Origin of the sequence: Sediminivirga luteola (assembly GCF_014639315.1) — a bacterium.
GTDB lineage: Bacteria > Actinomycetota > Actinomycetes > Actinomycetales > Brevibacteriaceae > Sediminivirga > Sediminivirga luteola.
Genome location: NZ_BMFY01000013.1, coordinates 62,947 through 81,841 on the forward strand (window position 1 = coordinate 62,947; position 18,895 = coordinate 81,841).

14 protein-coding genes are annotated in these 18,895 nt (G+C 72.4%); 9 read left to right on the forward strand and 5 right to left on the reverse strand.

What is annotated here, in order from left to right; genetic code table 11:
* Positions 1 to 22: 22 nt before the first annotated feature.
* Positions 23 to 3,037: an AAA family ATPase gene (locus IEW13_RS13565; protein WP_188551466.1), complete on the reverse strand. Its 3,015-nt coding sequence runs from the start codon at positions 3,035 to 3,037 to the stop codon at positions 23 to 25.
* Complete coding sequence (locus tag IEW13_RS13570) at positions 3,034 to 4,158, reverse strand: exonuclease SbcCD subunit D (RefSeq protein WP_188551467.1); 1,125 nt, start codon at positions 4,156 to 4,158, stop codon at positions 3,034 to 3,036. The genes IEW13_RS13565 and IEW13_RS13570 overlap by 4 nt, the downstream gene beginning before the upstream one ends.
* A 100-nt stretch (positions 4,159 to 4,258) precedes the next feature.
* Between IEW13_RS13570 and IEW13_RS13575 the strand changes: the two genes are divergently transcribed.
* Positions 4,259 to 7,660 (forward strand): pyruvate carboxylase, encoded by a 3,402-nt coding sequence (locus tag IEW13_RS13575; protein WP_188551468.1) that lies wholly within the window; start codon positions 4,259 to 4,261, stop codon positions 7,658 to 7,660.
* Entirely contained in the window at positions 7,653 to 8,144 is a 492-nt protein-coding gene (def, locus tag IEW13_RS13580) for a peptide deformylase (RefSeq protein ID WP_188551469.1), read from the forward strand. Before IEW13_RS13575 ends, def begins: the two co-directional genes overlap by 8 nt.
* 35 nt (positions 8,145 to 8,179) lie before the next feature.
* Here def and IEW13_RS13585 read toward each other — a convergent pair whose 3' ends face one another.
* Positions 8,180 to 9,472, reverse strand: coding sequence for an aspartate aminotransferase type Ic (locus IEW13_RS13585; protein ID WP_229745169.1), 1,293 nt, complete (start codon positions 9,470 to 9,472; stop codon positions 8,180 to 8,182).
* Between the two features lie 148 nt (positions 9,473 to 9,620).
* Between IEW13_RS13585 and IEW13_RS13590 the strand changes: the two genes are divergently transcribed.
* Positions 9,621 to 10,397 (forward strand): class I SAM-dependent methyltransferase, encoded by a 777-nt coding sequence (locus IEW13_RS13590; protein ID WP_188551470.1) that lies wholly within the window; start codon positions 9,621 to 9,623, stop codon positions 10,395 to 10,397.
* Here IEW13_RS13590 and IEW13_RS13595 read toward each other — a convergent pair.
* Positions 10,385 to 10,906, reverse strand: a complete 522-nt coding sequence (locus IEW13_RS13595; RefSeq protein WP_188551471.1) for a ferritin — start codon at positions 10,904 to 10,906, stop codon at positions 10,385 to 10,387. The genes IEW13_RS13590 and IEW13_RS13595 overlap by 13 nt on opposite strands.
* Before the next feature lie 203 nt (positions 10,907 to 11,109).
* On the opposite strand from IEW13_RS13595, the gene IEW13_RS13600 reads away from it, so the two are divergent.
* Both IEW13_RS13600 and IEW13_RS13605 read left to right on the forward strand, forming a co-directional pair.
* Positions 11,110 to 12,102 (forward strand): CPBP family glutamic-type intramembrane protease, encoded by a 993-nt coding sequence (locus IEW13_RS13600; RefSeq protein ID WP_188551472.1) that lies wholly within the window; start codon positions 11,110 to 11,112, stop codon positions 12,100 to 12,102.
* The gene (locus IEW13_RS13605; protein WP_188551473.1) at positions 12,071 to 13,498 is read left to right on the forward strand and encodes an amidase; all 1,428 of its coding nucleotides are present in this window, start codon (positions 12,071 to 12,073) and stop codon (positions 13,496 to 13,498) included. The genes IEW13_RS13600 and IEW13_RS13605 overlap by 32 nt, the downstream gene beginning before the upstream one ends.
* Before the next feature lie 48 nt (positions 13,499 to 13,546).
* Here the strand turns inward: IEW13_RS13605 and IEW13_RS13610 are convergent, their stop codons facing one another.
* Positions 13,547 to 14,410: a serine hydrolase domain-containing protein gene (locus IEW13_RS13610; protein ID WP_229745170.1), complete on the reverse strand. Its 864-nt coding sequence runs from the start codon at positions 14,408 to 14,410 to the stop codon at positions 13,547 to 13,549.
* Between the two features lie 297 nt (positions 14,411 to 14,707).
* On the opposite strand from IEW13_RS13610, the gene IEW13_RS13615 reads away from it, so the two are divergent.
* From IEW13_RS13615 to IEW13_RS13630, 4 genes are read left to right on the forward strand one after another with little or no spacing between them, the layout of a single operon-like run.
* Positions 14,708 to 15,841 (forward strand): glycosyltransferase, encoded by a 1,134-nt coding sequence (locus IEW13_RS13615; protein WP_188551474.1) that lies wholly within the window; start codon positions 14,708 to 14,710, stop codon positions 15,839 to 15,841.
* Positions 15,838 to 16,839: a glycosyltransferase gene (locus IEW13_RS13620; protein ID WP_188551475.1), complete on the forward strand. Its 1,002-nt coding sequence runs from the start codon at positions 15,838 to 15,840 to the stop codon at positions 16,837 to 16,839. Before IEW13_RS13615 ends, IEW13_RS13620 begins: the two co-directional genes overlap by 4 nt.
* Positions 16,823 to 17,725: a galactosyltransferase-related protein gene (locus IEW13_RS13625; RefSeq protein ID WP_188551476.1), complete on the forward strand. Its 903-nt coding sequence runs from the start codon at positions 16,823 to 16,825 to the stop codon at positions 17,723 to 17,725. The genes IEW13_RS13620 and IEW13_RS13625 overlap by 17 nt, the downstream gene beginning before the upstream one ends.
* A complete protein-coding gene (locus IEW13_RS13630) occupies positions 17,722 to 18,864 on the forward strand; it encodes a glycosyltransferase family protein (protein WP_188551477.1) in 1,143 nt (380 codons plus the stop codon). Before IEW13_RS13625 ends, IEW13_RS13630 begins: the two co-directional genes overlap by 4 nt.
* The last annotated feature ends 31 nt before the right edge of the window (positions 18,865 to 18,895 follow it).

Sequence of the window (18,895 nt, forward strand, 5' to 3'; positions counted from 1 at the left end):
CGATCCAGGCCCCCGGCCGCCGTCATGACGCACCCTCCGTACCAGCCGGCGCACCGAGATCCGCGCCGGTGAACTCCACCCGCGAGCCGGCCGGGGACGGGACGACTCTCAGCGCCACCGGGATGACCTGCCGGAGTTCGGGGACGTGCGAGATCACTCCCACGGTGCGGCCGCCGTCGCGCAGATCGTCGAGGATCCGCAGCACTTCCTCCAGGGCCTCCGGATCGAGCGTGCCGAAGCCCTCGTCGATGAACAGCGTCTCCAGCTGCCGGCCGCCCTGCTCGGCGGTCACCGTGTCGGCCAGGCCCAGAGCCAGGGCGAGGGACGCCTGGAACGTCTCCCCGCCGGACAGCGTCCGCGGATCCCTTCGGGTGCCCGAGTATGCGTCGAGCACCGCCAGCCCCAGGCCGGAGCGGGTGTCCCCGCGGGCCCGCTCCTCCTCGTGCGCCAGCCGGTACCGCCCGCGGCTCATGACCGCCAGCCGTTCGCTGGCGGCGGCAATGGTCCGTTCGAACTGGGCCAGGAGCGCAAAGGAGGTCAGGGTCATCCGGCGGGCATTGGCGCCCGTGCCGGTGACGATCTGCCCGAGCTCGCTCCGCCCGGCCAGCTCCGCCAGCCGGGCGTCCTCGGCGGCGGCGCCGGCGCCGAACCCCTCGCGCACCCGCACGAGGCGATCCACGCGGGCCTGCGCGGTGCGGAAGGCGAAGCGAGCCTGTTCGGCGTGCTCGGAGGCCCGGGCGAACTCCTGGCGGGCGGCCTGAAGCAGATGCTCGAGTTCCTGGATGCTGTGGCGCTCCGCCTCGGCGGGTTCGACCCAGGCCGCGGCGCGCTGCCGGGCGACCGACTCGCGGAGCGCATCGCGGCGAGCCAGCTGCGCGGACAGCGTGGTGACGTGCTCGGCCTCCAGGACAGCCTCCCGGACGGCGTCGTCGTCGGCCAGGCCGGCCGCGCGCCGGGCCTCGGCAGCGTCCTCGGCGGCGGCGGCCGCGGACCGTTCGGCTTCGTCGAGGCGGACCTGCGCCGTCCCGAGTTCCTTCAGCACGGCGATGTGCTCGGCTGCCTGCGCCTGCAGCGTCCCGGACGATTCGCCCGGCGCGGGGCGGTCCGTGGCCTGGCCGGCGGCGGCCAGGGCCGCGCGCAGCTCCGAGTGCCTGGCCTGCAGCGCCTGCTGGCACTGATCCGCCCGCGCCTCGGCGGCGGCGTAGCCGATCTCGGCGGTCCGGGCCCGCTCCTGGGCCCGCCCGGCCGCCTCGCTGCGGGCCTGTGCGTCGGCGAGCGCCTGCATGGCCGTCTCGGCACGTTGCTGTGCTGCGGTGAGTTCGTCCAGGGCATCGTCGGCGGAGCGGACCTCGCCCTCGCGTTCCAGGGCCGCGAGCTCCGCGGCGAGCTCAAGGCTGCGCGCGCGACATTCATCCCGGTGCGCTGCGGCCTGCGCCGCCAGCGCTGCGGCCTCCTCTTCCTCGGTGGCGCCCACGGCGTCCTCGGCCGGCTCGGCGGGCGCGGGATGGGCAGAGCTGCCGCAGACCGGACAGGGGCACCCCGGTTCCAGGTCGCGGGCGAGTTCGGCGGCCATCCCGGCGATGCGGCGCCCGCGCAGCGCTGCGACCAGATCCGCCGCCCGGTCGTACTGCTCCTCGGCGGCACGGGCCCGCTGCGCGGCGAGGGAACCGGCGGCGGACAGCTCAGCGTGCCGCTCGGCGCGCCCGGCGGCGGCCTGCGCGTCGGCGAGTCGCTCCTGCGCCTCGCGGACCGCAGATTCGCACGTGAGCTCCTGCGCGGCGGCGTCATCCGCCCGGATCGCCGCGGCGGCCTGCCGTGCGGCCTCGAGCTCGGCGCGTGCCTCGTCGAGCGCCCGGTTCCGTTCCCGTGCCTGCGCCGCTGCCTCATCGACGCCCCGGCTGGCCTCCGTCACCGTCTGCCAGGCGGTCAGCGCCTTCTCCCGTGCCGGCGGGTCCGTGCACACGGCATCGTCCAGACCGAGCCGGCCGGCCCGTTGCCGCGCTTCGTGGTACTCCCGTGCGGCCCGGTCCCTGGCCGCGGCGAGTTCCTCCGCATGCCGGAGCAGTGGAAGCACGCCCCGTGCCTCGTGATGCGCCTTCAGAAGCGCATCCGCCTCGGCGGCGCCGGATTCCAGCCCGGCGAGTTCCTGCTCCTCGGCGTGCAGCTCCGCCAGCCGGTGCAGCGCTTCCATGCGGGCCTGGAGCTCCTGGACGGACCCGGCGGCCGCGCGTTCGAGCGCCACGGCGCCCTCCGCGGCGAGCCCGGCGGTGACGGCGAACTCCCGGGTGTCCTGCTCCAGCAGATGCAGGTGAGCGAGCACCTCCTGCCGGTCCAGGCGCTCCAGCGCCGCGGCCGGGAGGTCGATGGCGGTGCTGGCGTGTTCCGCCGCCCGGGTGAGCAGATCGCTCCAGGCCTGCCGGTGGGCCTCGGTCTCCCGCCGGGCCTCCTTGCCCCGTTCGGCCAGGAGTTCCTGCGCCCGCTGGAACCGTTCGGTGCCGAAGAGGCGCTGCAGGATCGGTTCGCGGTCCTGGGCAGGCGCGCGCAGGAACCGGGCGAAATCCCCCTGGGGCAGCATGATGATCCGCTGGAACTGCTCCGCGCTCAAGCCGGCGGCCTGGCCGATGATCTCGCCGGCCTCCTGCATATTGCGCGTGCCCTCGTCGTGAATTCCCGGGGTGGTCTCCTTCAGCTGGACGAAGGCACGGTTGACCGTGGTGCCCCGTCCGGACTTCTTGGGCCGTTCGTAGGCCGGGCCCCGGCGCACGATGAAGCTGCGTTCCCCGGCGGCGAACTCCAGCTCGACGTAGGTCTGTGCCTCCGGGGCAGCGAGATGGCTGCGCAGCTGAGCGGCGGCCTGCCGTTCCCCGGGGACGCGGCCGTAGAGCGCGAAACTGATCGCGTCCAGGAGGGTGGTCTTCCCCGCCCCGGTGGGACCGTGCAGGAGGAACAGCCCCTGCGAGGCCAGCCGGTCGAGGTCCAGGGCGATCCGGCCGGCGAAGGGACCGAAAGCGCTCAGCTCCAGGCGGCTGAACCTCATGCGCGTGCTTCCAGCATCGCCTCGGCGAAAGCCCGACGTTGCGCGGTGCCGGCGGGGTTGCCGGTCACGTGCCGCAGGTAGGCGCTGAAGATCTCTTCGTCGCTGGGACCGGAGCCGGCGCCGAGGCGGGTGGCCGGGGCGGCCGGCAACCGGGAGGTCCACTCCAGATGGACCAGATGGGCGAAGCGCTCCCGCAACCGCGCCATGGCGTGGGGGACCCGGGCGGTGTCGTCGAGCCGGGCGGAGACGAAAGCGCCCTCGGCGAAGGCGAAGGCGGGGTCCGTGCGCAGCTGCTCGAACGATCCTTCCAGCACTGCCAGCGGCCGGCCCGCCGGCACCGGGATCTGCTCGAGCTCCAGCTCGCCGGCCTCGCCCAGCTCGACGAGGGAGACCGTCTTGGGCACGCCGGCCTCGGAGAACGAGTAGGGCAGGGGCGACCCCGAGTACCGCACCGCGGAGGTGATCGCCTGCGGCCGGTGCACATGGCCCAGCGCGGTGTAGTCGAAGGGGGTGAAGACCGAGGCGCCCGCATTGCCGAGGCCGCCGACGGAGACATCGCGTTCCGAATCGCTCGGCGTGGCTCCCGTGATGAAGGCGTGCGCGAGGACCACGGACCGGTGCGGCAGCGTGTCCCGGCCTGCGAGGATGCGCTCGACCGCCGCCGTCAGGACCGCTTGATGCGTCCGGTGCGCCGCTCCGAGATCCCGCCAGACGAGGCCGGGCTCCAGATAGGGGATGCCGTACACCTCAACCGGGCCGTGGGCGTCCTCCAGCCGGACCGGATCAGCGATGTCCGCCGGGACGGTGCGCAGGTGCAGCCCGGCGCGGGCGAATCGACGGCGGCCGTACCCCAGGCGGGGACCGGAATCGTGGTTTCCGGAGCTGATCACCACCTGCGCGCCGGTCTCCAGCAGCGCGTCCACGGCGTCGTCGAACATCGCGATCACCTCAGGGCCCGGCAGCGCGCGGTCGTAGACATCGCCGGCCACGAGTACCGCGTCCACCTGGTGCGAGGCGGCCTCGCGCACGAGGAACTCCAGGAAATCCCGCTGGAACCGGCGCATATCGGCGCCGTGGAAGGTGCGGCCCAGATGCCAGTCGGAGGTGTGGATGAAGCGCATGGCCCCAGCCTAGGTCAGGGGGCGGACAACGGTTCCGGTACATTAGCGTCCAGACCTGCACGGTGTGTCGCCGACGACACTGGACGAAAGAGTTCCCTAGATGTTCTCGAAGATCCTGGTTGCCAATCGAGGTGAGATCGCAGTCCGCGCGTTCCGCGCCGCCTACGAGCTCGGAGCCCGCACGGTGGCGGTGTTCCCGCATGAGGACAGGAACTCCGAGCACCGGCTGAAGGCGGACGAGTCCTACCAGATCGGTGAGATCGGCCATCCGGTGCGCGCCTACCTCGATGTGGACGAGATCATGCGGGTGGCCAAGGAGTCCGGCGCCGACGCGATCTACCCCGGCTACGGATTCCTGTCCGAGAACCCGGGCCTCGCCCGTGCCTGCGCCGAGGCCGGCATCACCTTCATCGGCCCCCGCGCCGATGTGCTCGAGCTGGCCGGCAACAAGGTGCAGGCGCTGGACACCGCCCGCAAGGCCGGGATCCCGGTACTCGCCTCCACCCGGCCGTCCTCCGACCTCGACAGCCTCCTGGCGGAGGCCGAGGGCCTGGAGTTCCCGCTGTTCGTGAAGGCCGTCGCCGGCGGTGGCGGCCGCGGCATGCGCCGGGTCGACTCGGCCCAGAAGCTTCCCGAGGCGCTACGGGCGGCGATGCGCGAGGCCGAGGGTGCCTTCGGCGATCCCACCGTGTTCATCGAGCAGGCGGTGCAACGGCCCCGGCACATCGAGGTCCAGATCCTGGCCGACAACGACGCCAACGCCATCCACCTGTTCGAGCGCGACTGCTCGGTCCAGCGCCGGCACCAGAAGGTCGTGGAGATCGCCCCGGCACCGAATCTGGACGAGGAGGTCCGGCAGGCGCTGCACCGCGATGCGCTGACCTTCGCCCGCGCCCTGGGCTACCAGAACGCCGGCACGGTGGAGTTCCTGCTGGAGACCGCCGGTCCACGGGCCGGGAAGCACGTGTTCATCGAGATGAACCCGCGCATCCAGGTGGAGCACACGGTCACCGAGGAGATCACCGATGTGGACCTGGTGCAGTCCCAGATGCGGATCGCCGCGGGGGAACGGCTGGCCGACCTCGGCCTGCAGCAGGACAGCATCGCGGTGAAGGCCGCGGCGCTGCAGTGCCGGATCACCACTGAGGACCCGGCGAACTCCTTCCGGCCCGACACCGGCACCATCACCGCCTATCGCTCCGCCGGCGGCGCGGGCGTGCGCCTCGACGGCGGGACCGCGCACGCCGGTGCCGAGGTCAGCGCCCACTTCGACTCGATGCTGGTGAAGCTGACCTGCCGCGGGCGGACGTTCCCCGAGGCGGTCAACCGGGCCCGCCGCGCGCTGGCGGAGTTCCGCATCCGCGGCGTGGCCTCGAACATCACCTTCCTGCAGGCGGTGCTGGAGGACGCCTCCTTCATCGCGGGGGACCTGAGCACGCTGTTCATCGACGAGCGGCCCGAGCTGCTGCACGCGAAATCCAGTGCGGACCGCGGTTCCAAGCTGCTGCGCTTCCTGGCCGATGTCACGGTCAACCGGCCGCACGGCCAGTCCGACCTGCAGGTGCGCCCGGAGGAGAAACTGCCGCAGATCGACCTCACCCAGGAACCGCCGGCGGGCTCGCGCCAGCGCCTGCTCCAGCTCGGCCCGGAGGGCTTCGCGGCGGATCTGCGCCAGCGGCGCGGCGTGGGCATCACCGACACCACCTTCCGCGACGCCCACCAGTCGCTGCTGGCCACCCGGGTGCGCACCCGGGACCTGCTGGCCGCCGCGCCCTACGTCGCCCGGCTCACGCCGGAGCTGCTGAGCGTGGAGTGCTGGGGCGGGGCCACCTACGACGTGGCGCTGCGCTTCCTGGGAGAGGACCCCTGGGAGCGGCTGGCCAAGCTCCGCGAGGAGATGCCCAATATCGCCCTGCAGATGCTGCTGCGCGGGCGCAACACCGTCGGGTACACGCCTTATCCCACAGCCGTGACCGACGCCTTCGTGGAGGAGGCGACGGCCACCGGCATCGACATCTTCCGGATCTTCGACGCCCTCAACGACGTGGAGCAGATGCGCCCGGCCATCGAGGCGGTGCGCGGCACCGGCACGGCCGTGGCGGAGGTCGCGCTGTGCTACACCTCGGATCTGAACGATCCCGGCGAGAAGCTCTACACCCTGGACTACTACCTGCGCCTGGCCGAGCGGATCGTCGAGGCCGGCGCCCACGTCCTGGCGATCAAGGATATGGCCGGCCTGCTGCGGCCGGCCGCGGCCGAGCGCCTCGTGAGCGCGCTGCGGGAGAACTTCGACCTGCCGGTCCATGTGCATACGCACGACACGGCCGGCGGGCAGCTTGCGACCCTGCTGGCCGCCGCCCGCGCCGGCGCCGATGCGGTCGACGCCGCCTCGGCCTCCATGGCCGGGACCACCAGCCAGCCCTCGCTCTCGGCGCTCGTGGCGGCCTTCTCGCACACCGAGTACGATTCGGGCGTCTCGCTCGACGCCGCCGGCGATCTGGAACCGTACTGGGAGGCGGTTCGCAAGGTCTACCGTCCCTTCGAGTCGGGCCTGCCCGGCCCGACCGGGCGCGTCTACCACCATGAGATCCCCGGCGGCCAGCTCTCGAACCTGCGCCAGCAGGCTCAGGCGCTCGGACTGGGGGAGAAGTTCGAGCAGATCGAGGAGACCTACGCCGCCGCCAACCGGATGCTCGGCAACATCGTCAAGGTCACGCCGTCGTCGAAGGTGGTCGGCGACCTCGCCCTGCACCTGGTGGGCGCCGGCGTGGATCCGGCTGAGTTCGAGCAGAACCCGCAGGCCTATGACATTCCCGACTCGGTCATCGGGTTCCTCTCCGGCGAGCTCGGCGATCCGCCCGGCGGCTGGCCCGAGCCGTTCCGCAGCAAGGCGCTCGAAGGACGCACGGTCAAGCCGCAGATGGCCGATGTGCCCGAGGAGGACGCGGCGCTGCTGCGTGAGCCGGGCCGCACCCGGCAGGAGGCGCTCAACCGCCTGCTGTTCCCGCAGCCGACCAAGGAGTTCGAGCGGATGCGCTCCGAGTTCGGCGATGTCTCGGTGCTGGACACCCACGACTACCTCTACGGGCTGCTCGAGGGCGAGGAGCACACCATCGAGCTGGACAAGGGCAAGGAGCTGCTGGTCGGCGTCCAGGCGGTGGGCGCTCCCGACGAGCGCGGCATGCGCACGGTCATGTGCACGCTCAACGGGCATCTGCGCCCGCTCTCGGTGCGCGATCGCTCCGTGAAGGTGGACGTCAAACGCGCGGAGAAGGCGGATCCGGACGACAAGCGCCATGTCGCCGCGCCGTTCGCCGGCGTGGTCACCCTGCAGGTGGAGGCGGGCCAGGCGGTCAAGGCCGGGGACACGGTCGCCACCATCGAGGCGATGAAGATGGAGGCCTCCATCACCGCCGCCGTGGACGGCACCATCAGCCGGGTGGCGATCGGCCAGGTCCAGCAGCTCGAAGGCGGGGACCTGGTGGCGGTCATCGATGGCTGAACGGGAGATCCGGCTGTTCGGGGACCCTGTGCTCAAGACCCCGGCAGCCACGGTCACCGTCTTCGATGATGCGCTGAAGGACCTCGTCCGGGACCTGCTGGACACCACCGCGCTGCCGAACCGGGCGGGCGTCGCGGCACCGCAGATCGGCGTCTCGCAACGGGTGTTCGCCTATCACATCGAGGGCCGGACCGGATATGTCGTGAACCCGGAGATCGTCGAGCTCTCCGGCGAGAAACGCGAGATCGGGGAGGGATGCCTCTCGGTGCCCGAGCTGTGGTTCCCCACGCCCCGGTACGAGCGCGCCGTCGTGCGCGGCGTGGACGCTGACGGGGAGCCCGTCACCCTGGAGGGCGAAGGGCTGATGGCGCAGATGCTCCAGCACGAGACGGACCACCTGGACGGCTACGTCTACCTGGACCGGCTGGAGCGCGAGCACCGGAAGGCGGCGCTGCGCCAGGTCCGGCAGTCCGCCTGGTTCTAACCGGTCCCAGCGCGGTGTGAGACGCTGCCGCCCGCTCAGGCGGCCAGCAGTTTCTCCAGCGCGGCCAGCCGCACGCACACCACCAGGCCGTCCACCGCCTTCTGCACGTCCTGCGGCTCCGGCAGCGTCGGGGCGATGCGGATGTTCTCGTCCCGCGGATCGAGTCCGTGCGGGAACGCCGCGCCGGCGGGAGTCAGGGCGATGCCGGCCTCCGCGGCCAGCTTGATCACCCGGTCCGCGGTGCCCGGCAGGACGTCCAGGCTGATGAAGTAGCCGCCCGCGGGACGCGTCCAGCGCGCGATGCCCAGCCCGCCCAGGCCTTGGTCGAGCGTGCGCAGCACCGCCTGGAACTTCGGCGCGATGATCTCGGCGTGCCTGCGCATATGCGCGCGCACGCCCTCCGCGTCCTGGAAGAACCGCAGGTGGCGCAACTGGTTGATCTTGTCCGGGCCGATGGACATCTGCCCGGCATGGTGCAGGTACCAGCGGATGTTGGCCGGGCTGGAGGCGTAGAAGGCGACTCCGGCACCGGCATGGGTGATCTTGGAGGTGGAGGCGAAGACGTGCACCCGGTCCGGGTTGCCGCTGGCCTCGGCCAGCCCGAGGACATCCAGCGGCGCGGGCTCGTCCGGGCCCAGGTGGTGGAGAGCATAGGCGTTGTCCCACAGGATCTTGAAGTCCGGGGCCGCCGTGGTCATGGAGACCAGCTCGCGGACCACCGGCTCGCTGTAGGTGATGCCGGTGGGGTTGGAGTACATCGGGACCGCCCACATCGCCTTGATCGAGGAGTCCGCGGCCACCAGCTGGCGCACCACCGCCATATCCGGGCCCTCATCGGTCAGGGGCACCGGGATCAGCTCGAAGCCGAGGGACTCCGCCACCGTGTAGTGCCGGTCGTAGCCGGGGACGGGGCAGAGCATCTTCGGCGCCTGCGGCTGGCGGATCCATCCGCTGCTGCCGTCATCGGCGGTGCCGTGCAGGACGGAGAACCCGAGCGCCGCGTGCATGAGCACGAGGGAGGAATTGCCCTGCGCCAGGAGCTGCTCCGCCGGGATCCCGAGCAGTTCCCCGAAGACGGCGCGCAGTTCCGGCAGGCCCTCCAGGCCGCCGTAGTTACGGACGTCGACGCCACCCGGGCTGCGGTAGTCGTCCGCCGTGACGGCGGTGAGCAGGGGCCCGGCGAGGTCCAGCTGAGCGGGGGCGGGCTTGCCCCGGGTCAGATCCAGTGCGAGGCCGCTCTCGGCGAGAGCCGCGTACCCGGCGCGGGCATCCTCCAGGGCGGCGGCCAGTGCGGTGCGATCCAGATCGGGGTAGCGGGAAGCGCTCACGGCGTGCTGTGCTCTTTTCTCTCATCGGACCCGCGCGCCGCGCCCGGGGCCGACGAAGCCCTCGTCCATGGCGCGCCATTAGTGTTGATGCCAGTCTATTGCCAACCATTGCCAACGGCATCCGCCATGTCAGGAGGGCGCGAGTTCGATGTCGGCACCTCGCATCCCCGCCGTCCGGCGGCAGGAGCTGGGCGCGGCGTACGCCGATGAGGGACGCGCCTATCACGCGGTCCGTCCCGGGTACCCGGCTGAGGCCTTCGACTGGCTGCTGGCCCCGCTGGACGGGACCCGGCTGCGGGCGGCGGTCGACATCGGCGCCGGGACGGGCAAGTCCACGGCGGGGCTGCTGGCCCGCTTCCCGGCTGAGAGCGTCACCGCGGTGGACCCGAGCGCGGAGATGCTGGCCGTGCTGCGGGACGAGCTTCCCGGGGTGCGCGTGGCGCCCGGCCGGGCGGAGGCGCTGCCGATCCCGGGCGGTTCCGTCGATGTGGCGCTGCTGGCGCAGGCCTGGCACTGGGTGGAACCGCGGGACTGCGGGCGTGAGCTGCTGCGCGTGCTGCGGCCCGGGGGAGTGGCGGCGATCCTGATCAACCAGCTGGACGTGCGGCTCGGATCCGTGCTCCGGCTCAGCCGCATCATCCACGCCGGCGACGTCTACGACGAGACCTTCCGCCCGGCACTGCCGGACGGATTCGGGCCGGTGGCGTTCGCCGAGTTCGGGTTCACCCAGGAACTCGACCGCGACGGGGTGTTCGCGCTGGCGCGAAGCCGCAGTTACTGGCGCCGGGCCGGTCCGCGCGGCCGGGCCCGGCTGGAGGAGAACCTGCGGTGGTTCCTGGACGAGCACCTGCGTCTGGACCCCGCAGGTTCCCTCCGGCTGCCGTATCGCTGCTTCGCGCTGCGCGCGGTCCGTCAGTCCTCGTGATCCGGGGTGATCTCGGGGCTGCGTTCGCCCAGCTTGGCGTCCATCCGCAGCAGGCCGGCGCCGTCGTCGCCGATGAGGCGCAGCTGCGCGACCACCTGGCCGACGGAGGCCTCCTCCTCGACCTGCTCGTCGATGAACCAGTGCAGCAGCGGGAGGATGTCCAGATCGCCCTCGGACTGCGCGGTGCGGTACAGCTCCCGGATGGCTGCTGAGACCTTCTCCTCATGCGCGAGCGCGGCCTCGAACAGCTCGGCCGGGCTGTCGGCCTTGAGCTCTTCCGGTTCGATGGCGCCGATGGCCGGGGCATGCCCGCGGTCGAGCGCGTGCTGGATGAACTTGGCCGCGTGCACCTGCTCTTCCTCGGACTGCGCGCGCATCCAGCCGGCCATGCCGGGAAGATCGAGGTGGTCGAGCTCGATGGCGAGCTGGAGGTACACGAGGGAGGCTTTGAGCTCCAGGGTGACCTGATCGGTGACGGCCTTGGCCAGGGCGGGGGTGAGTTCTGCCATGATGTGCTCCTCGTCTTAGGCGAACTGCTGCGCCGGACCTGCACCGGCGCGCTCGCATCGCCAGCTTATCCGGAACGATTCCAGATTGTAAGCGAGGTGCGTCTCACCTTAGCGCGCCTGTCAGTGGGTTCCAGGCTGGTCGTTTAGGCTGATGGGGCGCGTACGCGGCGGCTGTTCCGCCTGACACGAGGAGTGATGCGACGATGCCGGCTGAGCGCCAGGACGTCCCGGAGCAGCCCGAGCCACCCGGATCGCGGCAGCCGGACCTGCGCGGGACCGCGGTCAACCGGCGCGGCCTGAGCCTGGCGGTCTTCCTCGTCCTGGCGTTCGGCCTGGCCTGGCTCACCGCCTCGCCGCTGTGGCTGCTCGACACGGCCGGGCTGCCCGCCGAGGCCACGGCCCTGCTGGCCACCGGCGTGAGCGCGGCGATGATGCTCACCCCGGGCCTGGCCGCCTTCGTCGCGGCCCGATGGGTGGAACGGCACCGGGGCCGTGCCCTCGTCGCGCGTTTGAGACTCGGCGGCCGCGGCGGTTTCCGCCAGATCGCCGTGTGGACCCTCGGCTTCGCCGCGGTGATCATCGCGCTGTGCCTCGTCACGGCCGTGGTGGCCATCGGGTTCGGTGCGATCACCCCGGACTGGACGTTCTCCGCGCTGGAAGCGCAGGCCGAGGGCGCGATGCCCGGCTGGGTGCTGTTCGCGCTCACCGCCGCGTCCATCCCGATCGCCGCGCTCGTACCCAACGCGCTGCTGGCCGCCGGCGAGGAGATCGGCTGGCGCGGATACCTCACCCCGGTGCTGGCGCCGCTGGGCCGGCCCGCGACGATCGTCCTGGGCGGCGTCATCTGGGGGCTCTGGCATGCGCCGGTGGTGATGCTCGGCCACAACTTCGGGCTGTACGGCTTGCCGGGCGTGGGCCTGATGATCGTCGGCTGCATCGTCCTGGGTGCGCTGTTCATCGAGGTGACGGAGCGGACGTCCTCGGTCTGGCCGGCCGTGGTGGGTCACGGCGCGTTCAACGCCGCCGCCGGGATCGGGCTGGCCGTTCAGTCCGCCGAGGTCCCGCCGGACCTGGTCATCGCGAACCCGCTCGGGATCGCTGGATGGATCGTCTTCGGCGCGGCCGGGCTCGGCTGGCTCCTGCTGGCCCGGCTAGGATCGTCGCATGGCCGAACTCCACGAACTGAGCGCCCTTGAGCTGGGGAAGCGGATCGCGACCGGCGAGATCAGCAGCGAGGAGGCCGTCCGGCACTTCGCCGGCCGAATCGAGGCCAGCTCGCACGCGCCCGGGGCGTTCCTGACCCTGAATCTGGACGATGCGCTGGCCCGGAGCCGGGCTTTCGACGAGGACGCAGCGCGCGCCCGCCGGGCGGGCGAGGTCCCTGCCTCGCCGCTGGCGGGCGTGCCCACCGCCATCAAGGACCTCAACCCCACCCCGGGCATCCGCACGACCTTCGGCTCCTACGCCTGCCGGGACCTCGTCCCGGAGGCGGGTGACAACATCGTGGTCCGGATGCAGGCGGCGGGCCTGATCTCCCTCGGCAAGACCAACACACCGGAGTTCGGGACCAGCTGTTACACGGAGAACGCCCTCGGCCCGGCCGCGGAGACCCCGTGGCGCGCCGGGCATATGGCCGGCGGCTCTTCCGGCGGCGCCGCCACGGCGGTGGCCGCCGGCCTGGTGCCGCTTGCGCACGGCAGCGACGGCGGCGGCTCCATCCGGATCCCGGCGTCGTGCTGCGGGCTGTTCGGCTTCAAACCGAGCCGTGGGCGCATCTCCCCGGCACCGGCCTACGGCGACCCGATGGGCTTGGCGACCGCCGGCGCGCTCAGCCGCGACGTCCGCGACGCGGCCGCCCTCATCGATGTCCTCGCCGGCCGCGAGCCCGGCGACCCGTACTGGGCGCCAGAGGCGACCGGCAGCTTCCTCTCGGCGTGCCAGGAGGCACCCGGGCGGCTGCGCATCGCCCGGTTCTCCCGCCCCATCATCACCGAGGCGCAGGTGCATCCCGATTGCCTGGCCGCCTACGAGTCGATGAGAGCACTGCTGGAGTCCCTCGGCCACGAGGTGGTCGAGATCGAGGCGCCCATCGGGCCCGATGCGGCTCCCGCTTTTGAGGTGTGCTGGTCCGTGCTGACCGCCCTGGCGCCGCTCCCGGCGGACCAGGAGGACGATCTGATGCCCATCACCCGGTGGCTGATGGACCGCGGCCGGTCGACGGGCGCCGTCGAGTTCGGCCGGGCCCTGGTGGAACTGCGGCAGATCGCGGCCCGCGCACTGGAGGCCCTGGCGCCGTACGATGCCGTGCTCACCCCGACGCTCGCGCAGCCGCCGCTCGAAGTGGGGGCGATCCGGGACGACGAGGACCCGCACGCCGATTTCGAAGCGCAGAAGCGCTTCAGCCCCTTCACCTCCGCCTGGAACGTCACCGGCATGCCGGCGGTGTCGATCCCCACCGCCGTGTCCGGCTCGGGACTTCCGATCGGGACCATGCTCGCCGGGCGGCCCGGCGAGGATCATGCGCTGTTCTCCCTGGCAGCGCAGATCGAGACGGCCACCGGGTTCCCCGCCTGGCGCGCGCCGGGCGTCTAGGGCGCATCCCGCACGCCGGCGCGCACGAGCGGTACGCGCCGGGAGGCCTCAGGCCGCGTCGAGGATGGCCTGGGAGAACTCGGGCCAGGCCTGCGCGGCCCAGTCGCCGAAGGCGCGGTCGGTCAGCGCGATGGCCGCCAGCCCGGCGTCCGGGTCGACCCAGAGGAAGGTCCCGGACTGGCCGAAGTGCCCGTAGGTCCGCGGGGAGTTCCCCGGAGCGGTCCAGTGCGGATCCTTGGATCCCCGCAGTGAGAACCCCAGACCCCAGTCGCAGGGTCGCTGCCGGCCGAATCCCGGCAGCACGCCGTCGAGCCCCGGGAACTGCACCGAGACGGCTTCGGTGAGAGTACTGGCGTGCAGCAACTGCGGGCGCTGCAGCTCAGCGGCAAAGCGGAGCAGATCGTTCACGCTGGAAGCTGCCGCATGAGCCGGTGAGCCGCCGAGCTCCGTGGCGGTCATGCCCAGCGGATCCAGCACCGCCTCGCGCAGATACTCCGCGAAGGCCATCCCGGTGGCACGCTCGAGCTCTTCGCCGAGCACCTCGAAGCCGGCGTTCGAGTAGATCCGCCGCTCGCCGGGACGAGCGCGCACCCGTCGCTCGGAGAAGTCCAGGCCCGAGGCGTGGGCGAGCAGGTGCCGCACGGTGGCGCCCTCCGGCACGGAGACCGGGGAATCCAGCTCGAAAGCACCCTCCTCGACAGCGATCAGCACCGCGTAGGCAGCCAGGATCTTGGTCACGGAGGCCAGCGGGAAGACCCTGTCCTGCTCGCCATGACGTCCCAGCACACGGCCGTCGGCGGCCAGCACGGCGCCGGCGGCGTGGTCGACCGGCCAGCCGGCCATCCGCTCCACGGTCTGCTGCATGGTCTGTGCTGCCGCCTCTGGCGGCTCGGCGGAGGAGAGGTTCTGCATGCCCCCGATCCTACGAGACCGTGCCCGTGGCGCCGCTGGAGACCGTGCCCTCCGCCCCGGAGCAGCCGGCCCCGGACACCTGGGCCGGACCCCGCCTGCCGCGCTGACGAGGCACCTTGTTACTGTGATCGAAGTCCCATCTGCACTCTGCCGGTACCCCTTCGACGGGCACCGGCGGCCTCCGGGCAGAGGACGACGTCAGGACCGTACAGGTCGCATGCCCTCACCGGCGGCGGCCTGCTTGAGGCGTGGTCGCATCTACCGGGGGCCGAGCACCCTTTTCGGGGAGGAGTACATATGGAGCGTGTCGCGGGGCGACGGCTGAGGATCTGCCTCATCGCGTCCAGCCGGTTTCCCATCCGCGAGCCCTTCGCCGGCGGGATGGAGTCCCACACGCATCTCCTCGCGCGGAGCCTCCAGCAGCGCGGGCATCAGGTCGCGCTGTTCGCCGCGCCCGGCTCGGACCCGTGCCTGCAGGCCGAGGAAATCCCGGTGCCGCGTTTCAGCGGACGTTCCTCCGGACGGCCGGATGTGGGTGCCCTGCCGGCGGAGTGGATGCAAGAGCACCATGCCTACCTCGGTGTCATGCTTGCCCTGCTCGGAGCGCGTGCCCGCGACTTCGACGTCATCCACAACAACAGCCTCCACCATCTTCCGGTGGCGATGTCGCCGATGCTCCCGGTGCCGCTGCTGACCACGCTGCACACCCCGCCGACCCCGTGGCTGGAGTCGGCGGTGGCGTTCGCCGGTGCCGCAGCCCGCTTCGTCGCGGTCAGTGCGGCCACGGCCGTGGCCTGGCAGCCATATGTACCGGCCACGGTGGTGCGCAACGGCGTCGATCTGGCGGCCTGGCGCCCGGGCCCGGGCGGGCCCGACGCCGTATGGACCGGGCGGATCGCGCCGGAGAAAGCCCCGCATCTGGCCGTGCAGGCCGCCCTCATGGCCGGGATGGCCATCGATCTGGCCGGTCCCGTCATGGACGAAGCCTACTTCCGGCGGGAGCTCAAGCCGCTGCTGTCCTCCACGGTCCGCTACCACGGGCATCTGTCCCGCGAGGGAATGCATGCCCTGGTCTCACGCGCCAGGGTGGCGGTGGTCAGCCCGGTCTGGGACGAGCCCTACGGCCTGGTCGCCGCCGAGGCAATGGCCTGCGGCACGCCGGTGGCCGCGTTCCGCCGCGGCGGGCTCCCCGAGGTCGTCGCCGCCGAATCCGGCCGCCTCGCCCCGGCGGAGGACACCGCGGCGCTCGCCGAGGCCATCGTGGCCGCCTCGCAGCTCGACCGGGCCGGCGTCCGCCGCTATGCGGAGCGGCACTGCTCGTCCCAGCGCATGGTGGAGGAGTACGAGCAGGCCTATGAGGCCACCATCGACGCCGGCGGCCGCGCTCCCTCCCCGGCTTTCCCCGTCGCCGAGGCGAGAGGGGAGACATGATCGGGTACTACGTGCACCATCAGGGGTCCGGGCATCTGCACCGGGCGCAGGTGCTCGCCGGCGCCCTGGGCGTTCCCGTCACGGGACTGTCCTCGCTGCCGCGTCCGCAGGGCTGGGCGGGGGAGTGGGTGGTTCTCGCCCGCGACGACACCCCCGCCGACACCGGCCGGGATGTGAGCGCTCACCGGCGTCTGCACTGGGTGCCGAGGCATCATCCGGGGCTGGCCTCGCGCATGGCCGCGGTCTCGGCCTGGATCCAGGCGGCGGAGCCGGATCTGGTGATCGCCGATGTCTCGGTGGAGATCCTGCTGCTGGCGCGGCTGCACGGTACGCCGGTGGCGACGGTCGTGCTGCCCGGCTGCCGTGCCGATGCTGCGCATCAGCTCGGCTTCGATGTCGCCGAGGCGGTCATCGGGATGTGGCCGGCATCGGCCCGCGGCATCCTCAGCGGCCTGGACGAGGCCCACGCCCGCAAGTTCCACGCCGTGGGCGCGCTGTCCCGGTTCCGGCCCGCGGAGCCCACCACCCGCTGCGGACCGGGGGAGATCCGGCGGATCACCGTGCTGCACGGCAGCGGGGGAGGGGGACTGAGCCGCAGCACGCTCAGCTCCCTGCGCCAGGCGGTCCCGGACGCGGAGGTGACCGTGCTGGGCGGGCCGGAGGGAGTCTGGGTGGACGATCCGTGGCCGTTCCTGCAGCGCGCCGATGTGGTGGTCACGCACGCCGGCCAGAACGCGATCGCCGAGGTCGCCGCCAGCCGCACGCCCGCGGTGGCCGTGGCGCTGCCGCGGCCTTTCGACGAGCAGCGGTACCTGCTCGGTGCGCTGTGCCGCGGGCCGTGGCCGGTGGTGGCGGCGCCGGAGGGCGGGGACGCCAGAGCCTGGGCCGGGGCGCTCCGCCGGGCCGCCTCCCTCGACGGCCGTGCCTGGCAGACGTGGAACGACGGCCGTGCCGGGGCCCGCTTCGCGGAGGTGATCGCCCATGTCCGCCGAGCGTGAGCCCTCCCGGCTGATCGTCATCACCCCGGTGCACGGCCGGCACGACCATCTCCGGCGCCTGCGGGCGGGACTCGGCGGCGGCACCGTGCTTCCCGAGGCGCACATCATCGTGGCCATGGGCGACCCGGCACTGGCGGCCATGCCGGCGACGATGGCACCGGGACCGCCGGTGCAGGTCGTGGACGTCCCCCTGCAGGACGGGCGCCTGCCGCTGGCCCGGGCCCGTAACGCCGGGGCGGCAGCGCGGCCGGGCGGTCCCGGCGATCTGCTGATCTTCCTGGACGTCGACTGCATTCCGGCCCCCGGCCTGGTTCAGGCCTATGCGGAGGCCTCCCGCCAGGCGCCGGGCGATCTGCTCTGCGGGCCGGTGGCCTATCTTCCGCCGCCCGGCCCGGAAGGGTACCCGGGCCCCGAGCGGCTGCACACGCTCGCCGCGCCGCATCCGGCACGTCCGGCGCCGCCGCCGGGGACGCTCGAACGGGGCGGGGACCACTCCCTTTTCTGGTCCCTGTCCTTCGCGGTGCGCCGCGAGGTCTGGGAGCGGCTGGGAGGTTTCGACGAGCAGTTCGTCGGCTACGGCGCGGAGGACACCGACTTCGGCTGGCGCGCCCGGGCCGCCGGGATCGGCCTGAGCTGGATCGGCTCGGCACCCGCCTACCACCAGCACCATCCTGTCTCGGATCCGCCCGTGGAGCACGTGGACGACATCCTGGCCAACGGCGCACGGTTCGCCCTGCGCTGGGGCGAATGGCCCATGCGCGGCTGGCTGGAGGCGTTCTGCCAGCACGGTCTCATCGAGCGCACCGCGACGGGCTACCAGCGCACCAAGAACGGCACGACCACCGGGAACGGTCCCGGGGCGGCCGAGAGGAGAGTACGGCAATGACGACGCCTGGCACCATCACGGTGGCCTCGGTTCCGAGTTCACACGTCTACGTGAGGCACCTGTCGGTGCAGCGCGCCATCGATCCCGCCGCCACCGAGGTGGTGCGGTTACCGGACCCGGATCCGGACGGCGGGCATCCGGGATCGATCCGGCCGGCCGGTGCGAGGTGGTGGCCGCCGGCGATGCTGGAGCCGCACTGGGTGCGCGAGCACCGGCACGAGTTCGATCTGTTCCACCTGCACTTCGGCTTCGATGCCAGGACCCCGGATCAGCTCCGCGCGCTGACGCAGGCCTTGCGGGAGGAGGGGAAGCCCTTCGTCTACACCGTGCACGACCTGCGCAACCCGCACCATGAGGATCCGGCGCTGCACGCGGCCCAGCTGGACGTGCTGATCCCGGCGGCGGACCGGCTGCTGACCCTGACCCCGTGGGCGGCCGGTGAGATCGAACGCCGCTGGGGCCGGCGCGCCGATGTGGTCTCCCATCCTCACGTGGTGGACATCCTCACGATGCGGCGGCTGGCGGAGGACGAACTCCGCGATCCGGGGGAGTTCCGGGTCGGGCTCCACCTGAAGAGCCTGCGCGCCAATATGGACGGCATCCCGATGATCGACGCGCTCAGCGAAGCCGTCGGCACGATTCCCGGTGGCGTGCTGCAGGTCAATGCGCACCGCGACATCGTCGAGGAGGACGGCGCCCGCTACGATCCGGAGGTCGCGTCCCGCCTGCGGGACGAGGGCCTCGATGTGCGGGTGCACGATTTCTTTCGCGATGAGGAGTTCTTCGCGTATCTGGCCGGCCTGCACGTGTCCGTGCTGCCGTACCGCTTCGGCACGCACTCGGGGTGGCTGGAAGCGTGCCGGGACGTCGGGACCCGCGTCCTGGCCCCGGCTCTGGGCGGGTATGCGGACCAGGGCGCCGATGCGCTCTACCACCGCGATGCGACCGGCCGCCTGGACGCGGGATCCGTACGGGAAGCGCTCCGGGCTCTGGCGGCGGCGCCCTCGGCGTGGCCGGCCCGCGCGGCGGGCCACATCGCCTGGCGGGCGCGGCAGCGGGGAGAGATCGCCGCCGTGCACGAGCGGATCTACCGGGGCCTGCTCGAGCGCGGCGCCGGAGACGAGCGCCAGGCGGGATGAGAGCCCTGGGCCGGCCGGTGTGATGGACTTG

What these genes read in the sequence shown, in the direction of transcription:
- IEW13_RS13600 (WP_188551472.1), top strand. Translation starts at nt 11,110, where the DNA reads ATGCCGGCTGAGCGCCAGGACGTCCCGGAGCAGCCCGAGCCACCCGGA.
- IEW13_RS13625 (WP_188551476.1), top strand. Translation starts at nt 16,823, where the DNA reads ATGTCCGCCGAGCGTGAGCCCTCCCGGCTGATCGTCATCACCCCGGTG.
- IEW13_RS13590 (WP_188551470.1), top strand. Translation starts at nt 9,621, where the DNA reads ATGTCGGCACCTCGCATCCCCGCCGTCCGGCGGCAGGAGCTGGGCGCG.
- IEW13_RS13575 (WP_188551468.1), top strand. Translation starts at nt 4,259, where the DNA reads ATGTTCTCGAAGATCCTGGTTGCCAATCGAGGTGAGATCGCAGTCCGC.
- IEW13_RS13565 (WP_188551466.1), bottom strand. Translation starts at nt 3,037, where the DNA reads ATGAGGTTCAGCCGCCTGGAGCTGAGCGCTTTCGGTCCCTTCGCCGGC.
- IEW13_RS13620 (WP_188551475.1), top strand. Translation starts at nt 15,838, where the DNA reads ATGATCGGGTACTACGTGCACCATCAGGGGTCCGGGCATCTGCACCGG.
- IEW13_RS13630 (WP_188551477.1), top strand. Translation starts at nt 17,722, where the DNA reads ATGACGACGCCTGGCACCATCACGGTGGCCTCGGTTCCGAGTTCACAC.
- def (WP_188551469.1), top strand. Translation starts at nt 7,653, where the DNA reads ATGGCTGAACGGGAGATCCGGCTGTTCGGGGACCCTGTGCTCAAGACC.
- IEW13_RS13605 (WP_188551473.1), top strand. Translation starts at nt 12,071, where the DNA reads ATGGCCGAACTCCACGAACTGAGCGCCCTTGAGCTGGGGAAGCGGATC.
- IEW13_RS13610 (WP_229745170.1), bottom strand. Translation starts at nt 14,410, where the DNA reads ATGCAGAACCTCTCCTCCGCCGAGCCGCCAGAGGCGGCAGCACAGACC.
- IEW13_RS13615 (WP_188551474.1), top strand. Translation starts at nt 14,708, where the DNA reads ATGGAGCGTGTCGCGGGGCGACGGCTGAGGATCTGCCTCATCGCGTCC.
- IEW13_RS13595 (WP_188551471.1), bottom strand. Translation starts at nt 10,906, where the DNA reads ATGGCAGAACTCACCCCCGCCCTGGCCAAGGCCGTCACCGATCAGGTC.
- IEW13_RS13570 (WP_188551467.1), bottom strand. Translation starts at nt 4,158, where the DNA reads ATGCGCTTCATCCACACCTCCGACTGGCATCTGGGCCGCACCTTCCAC.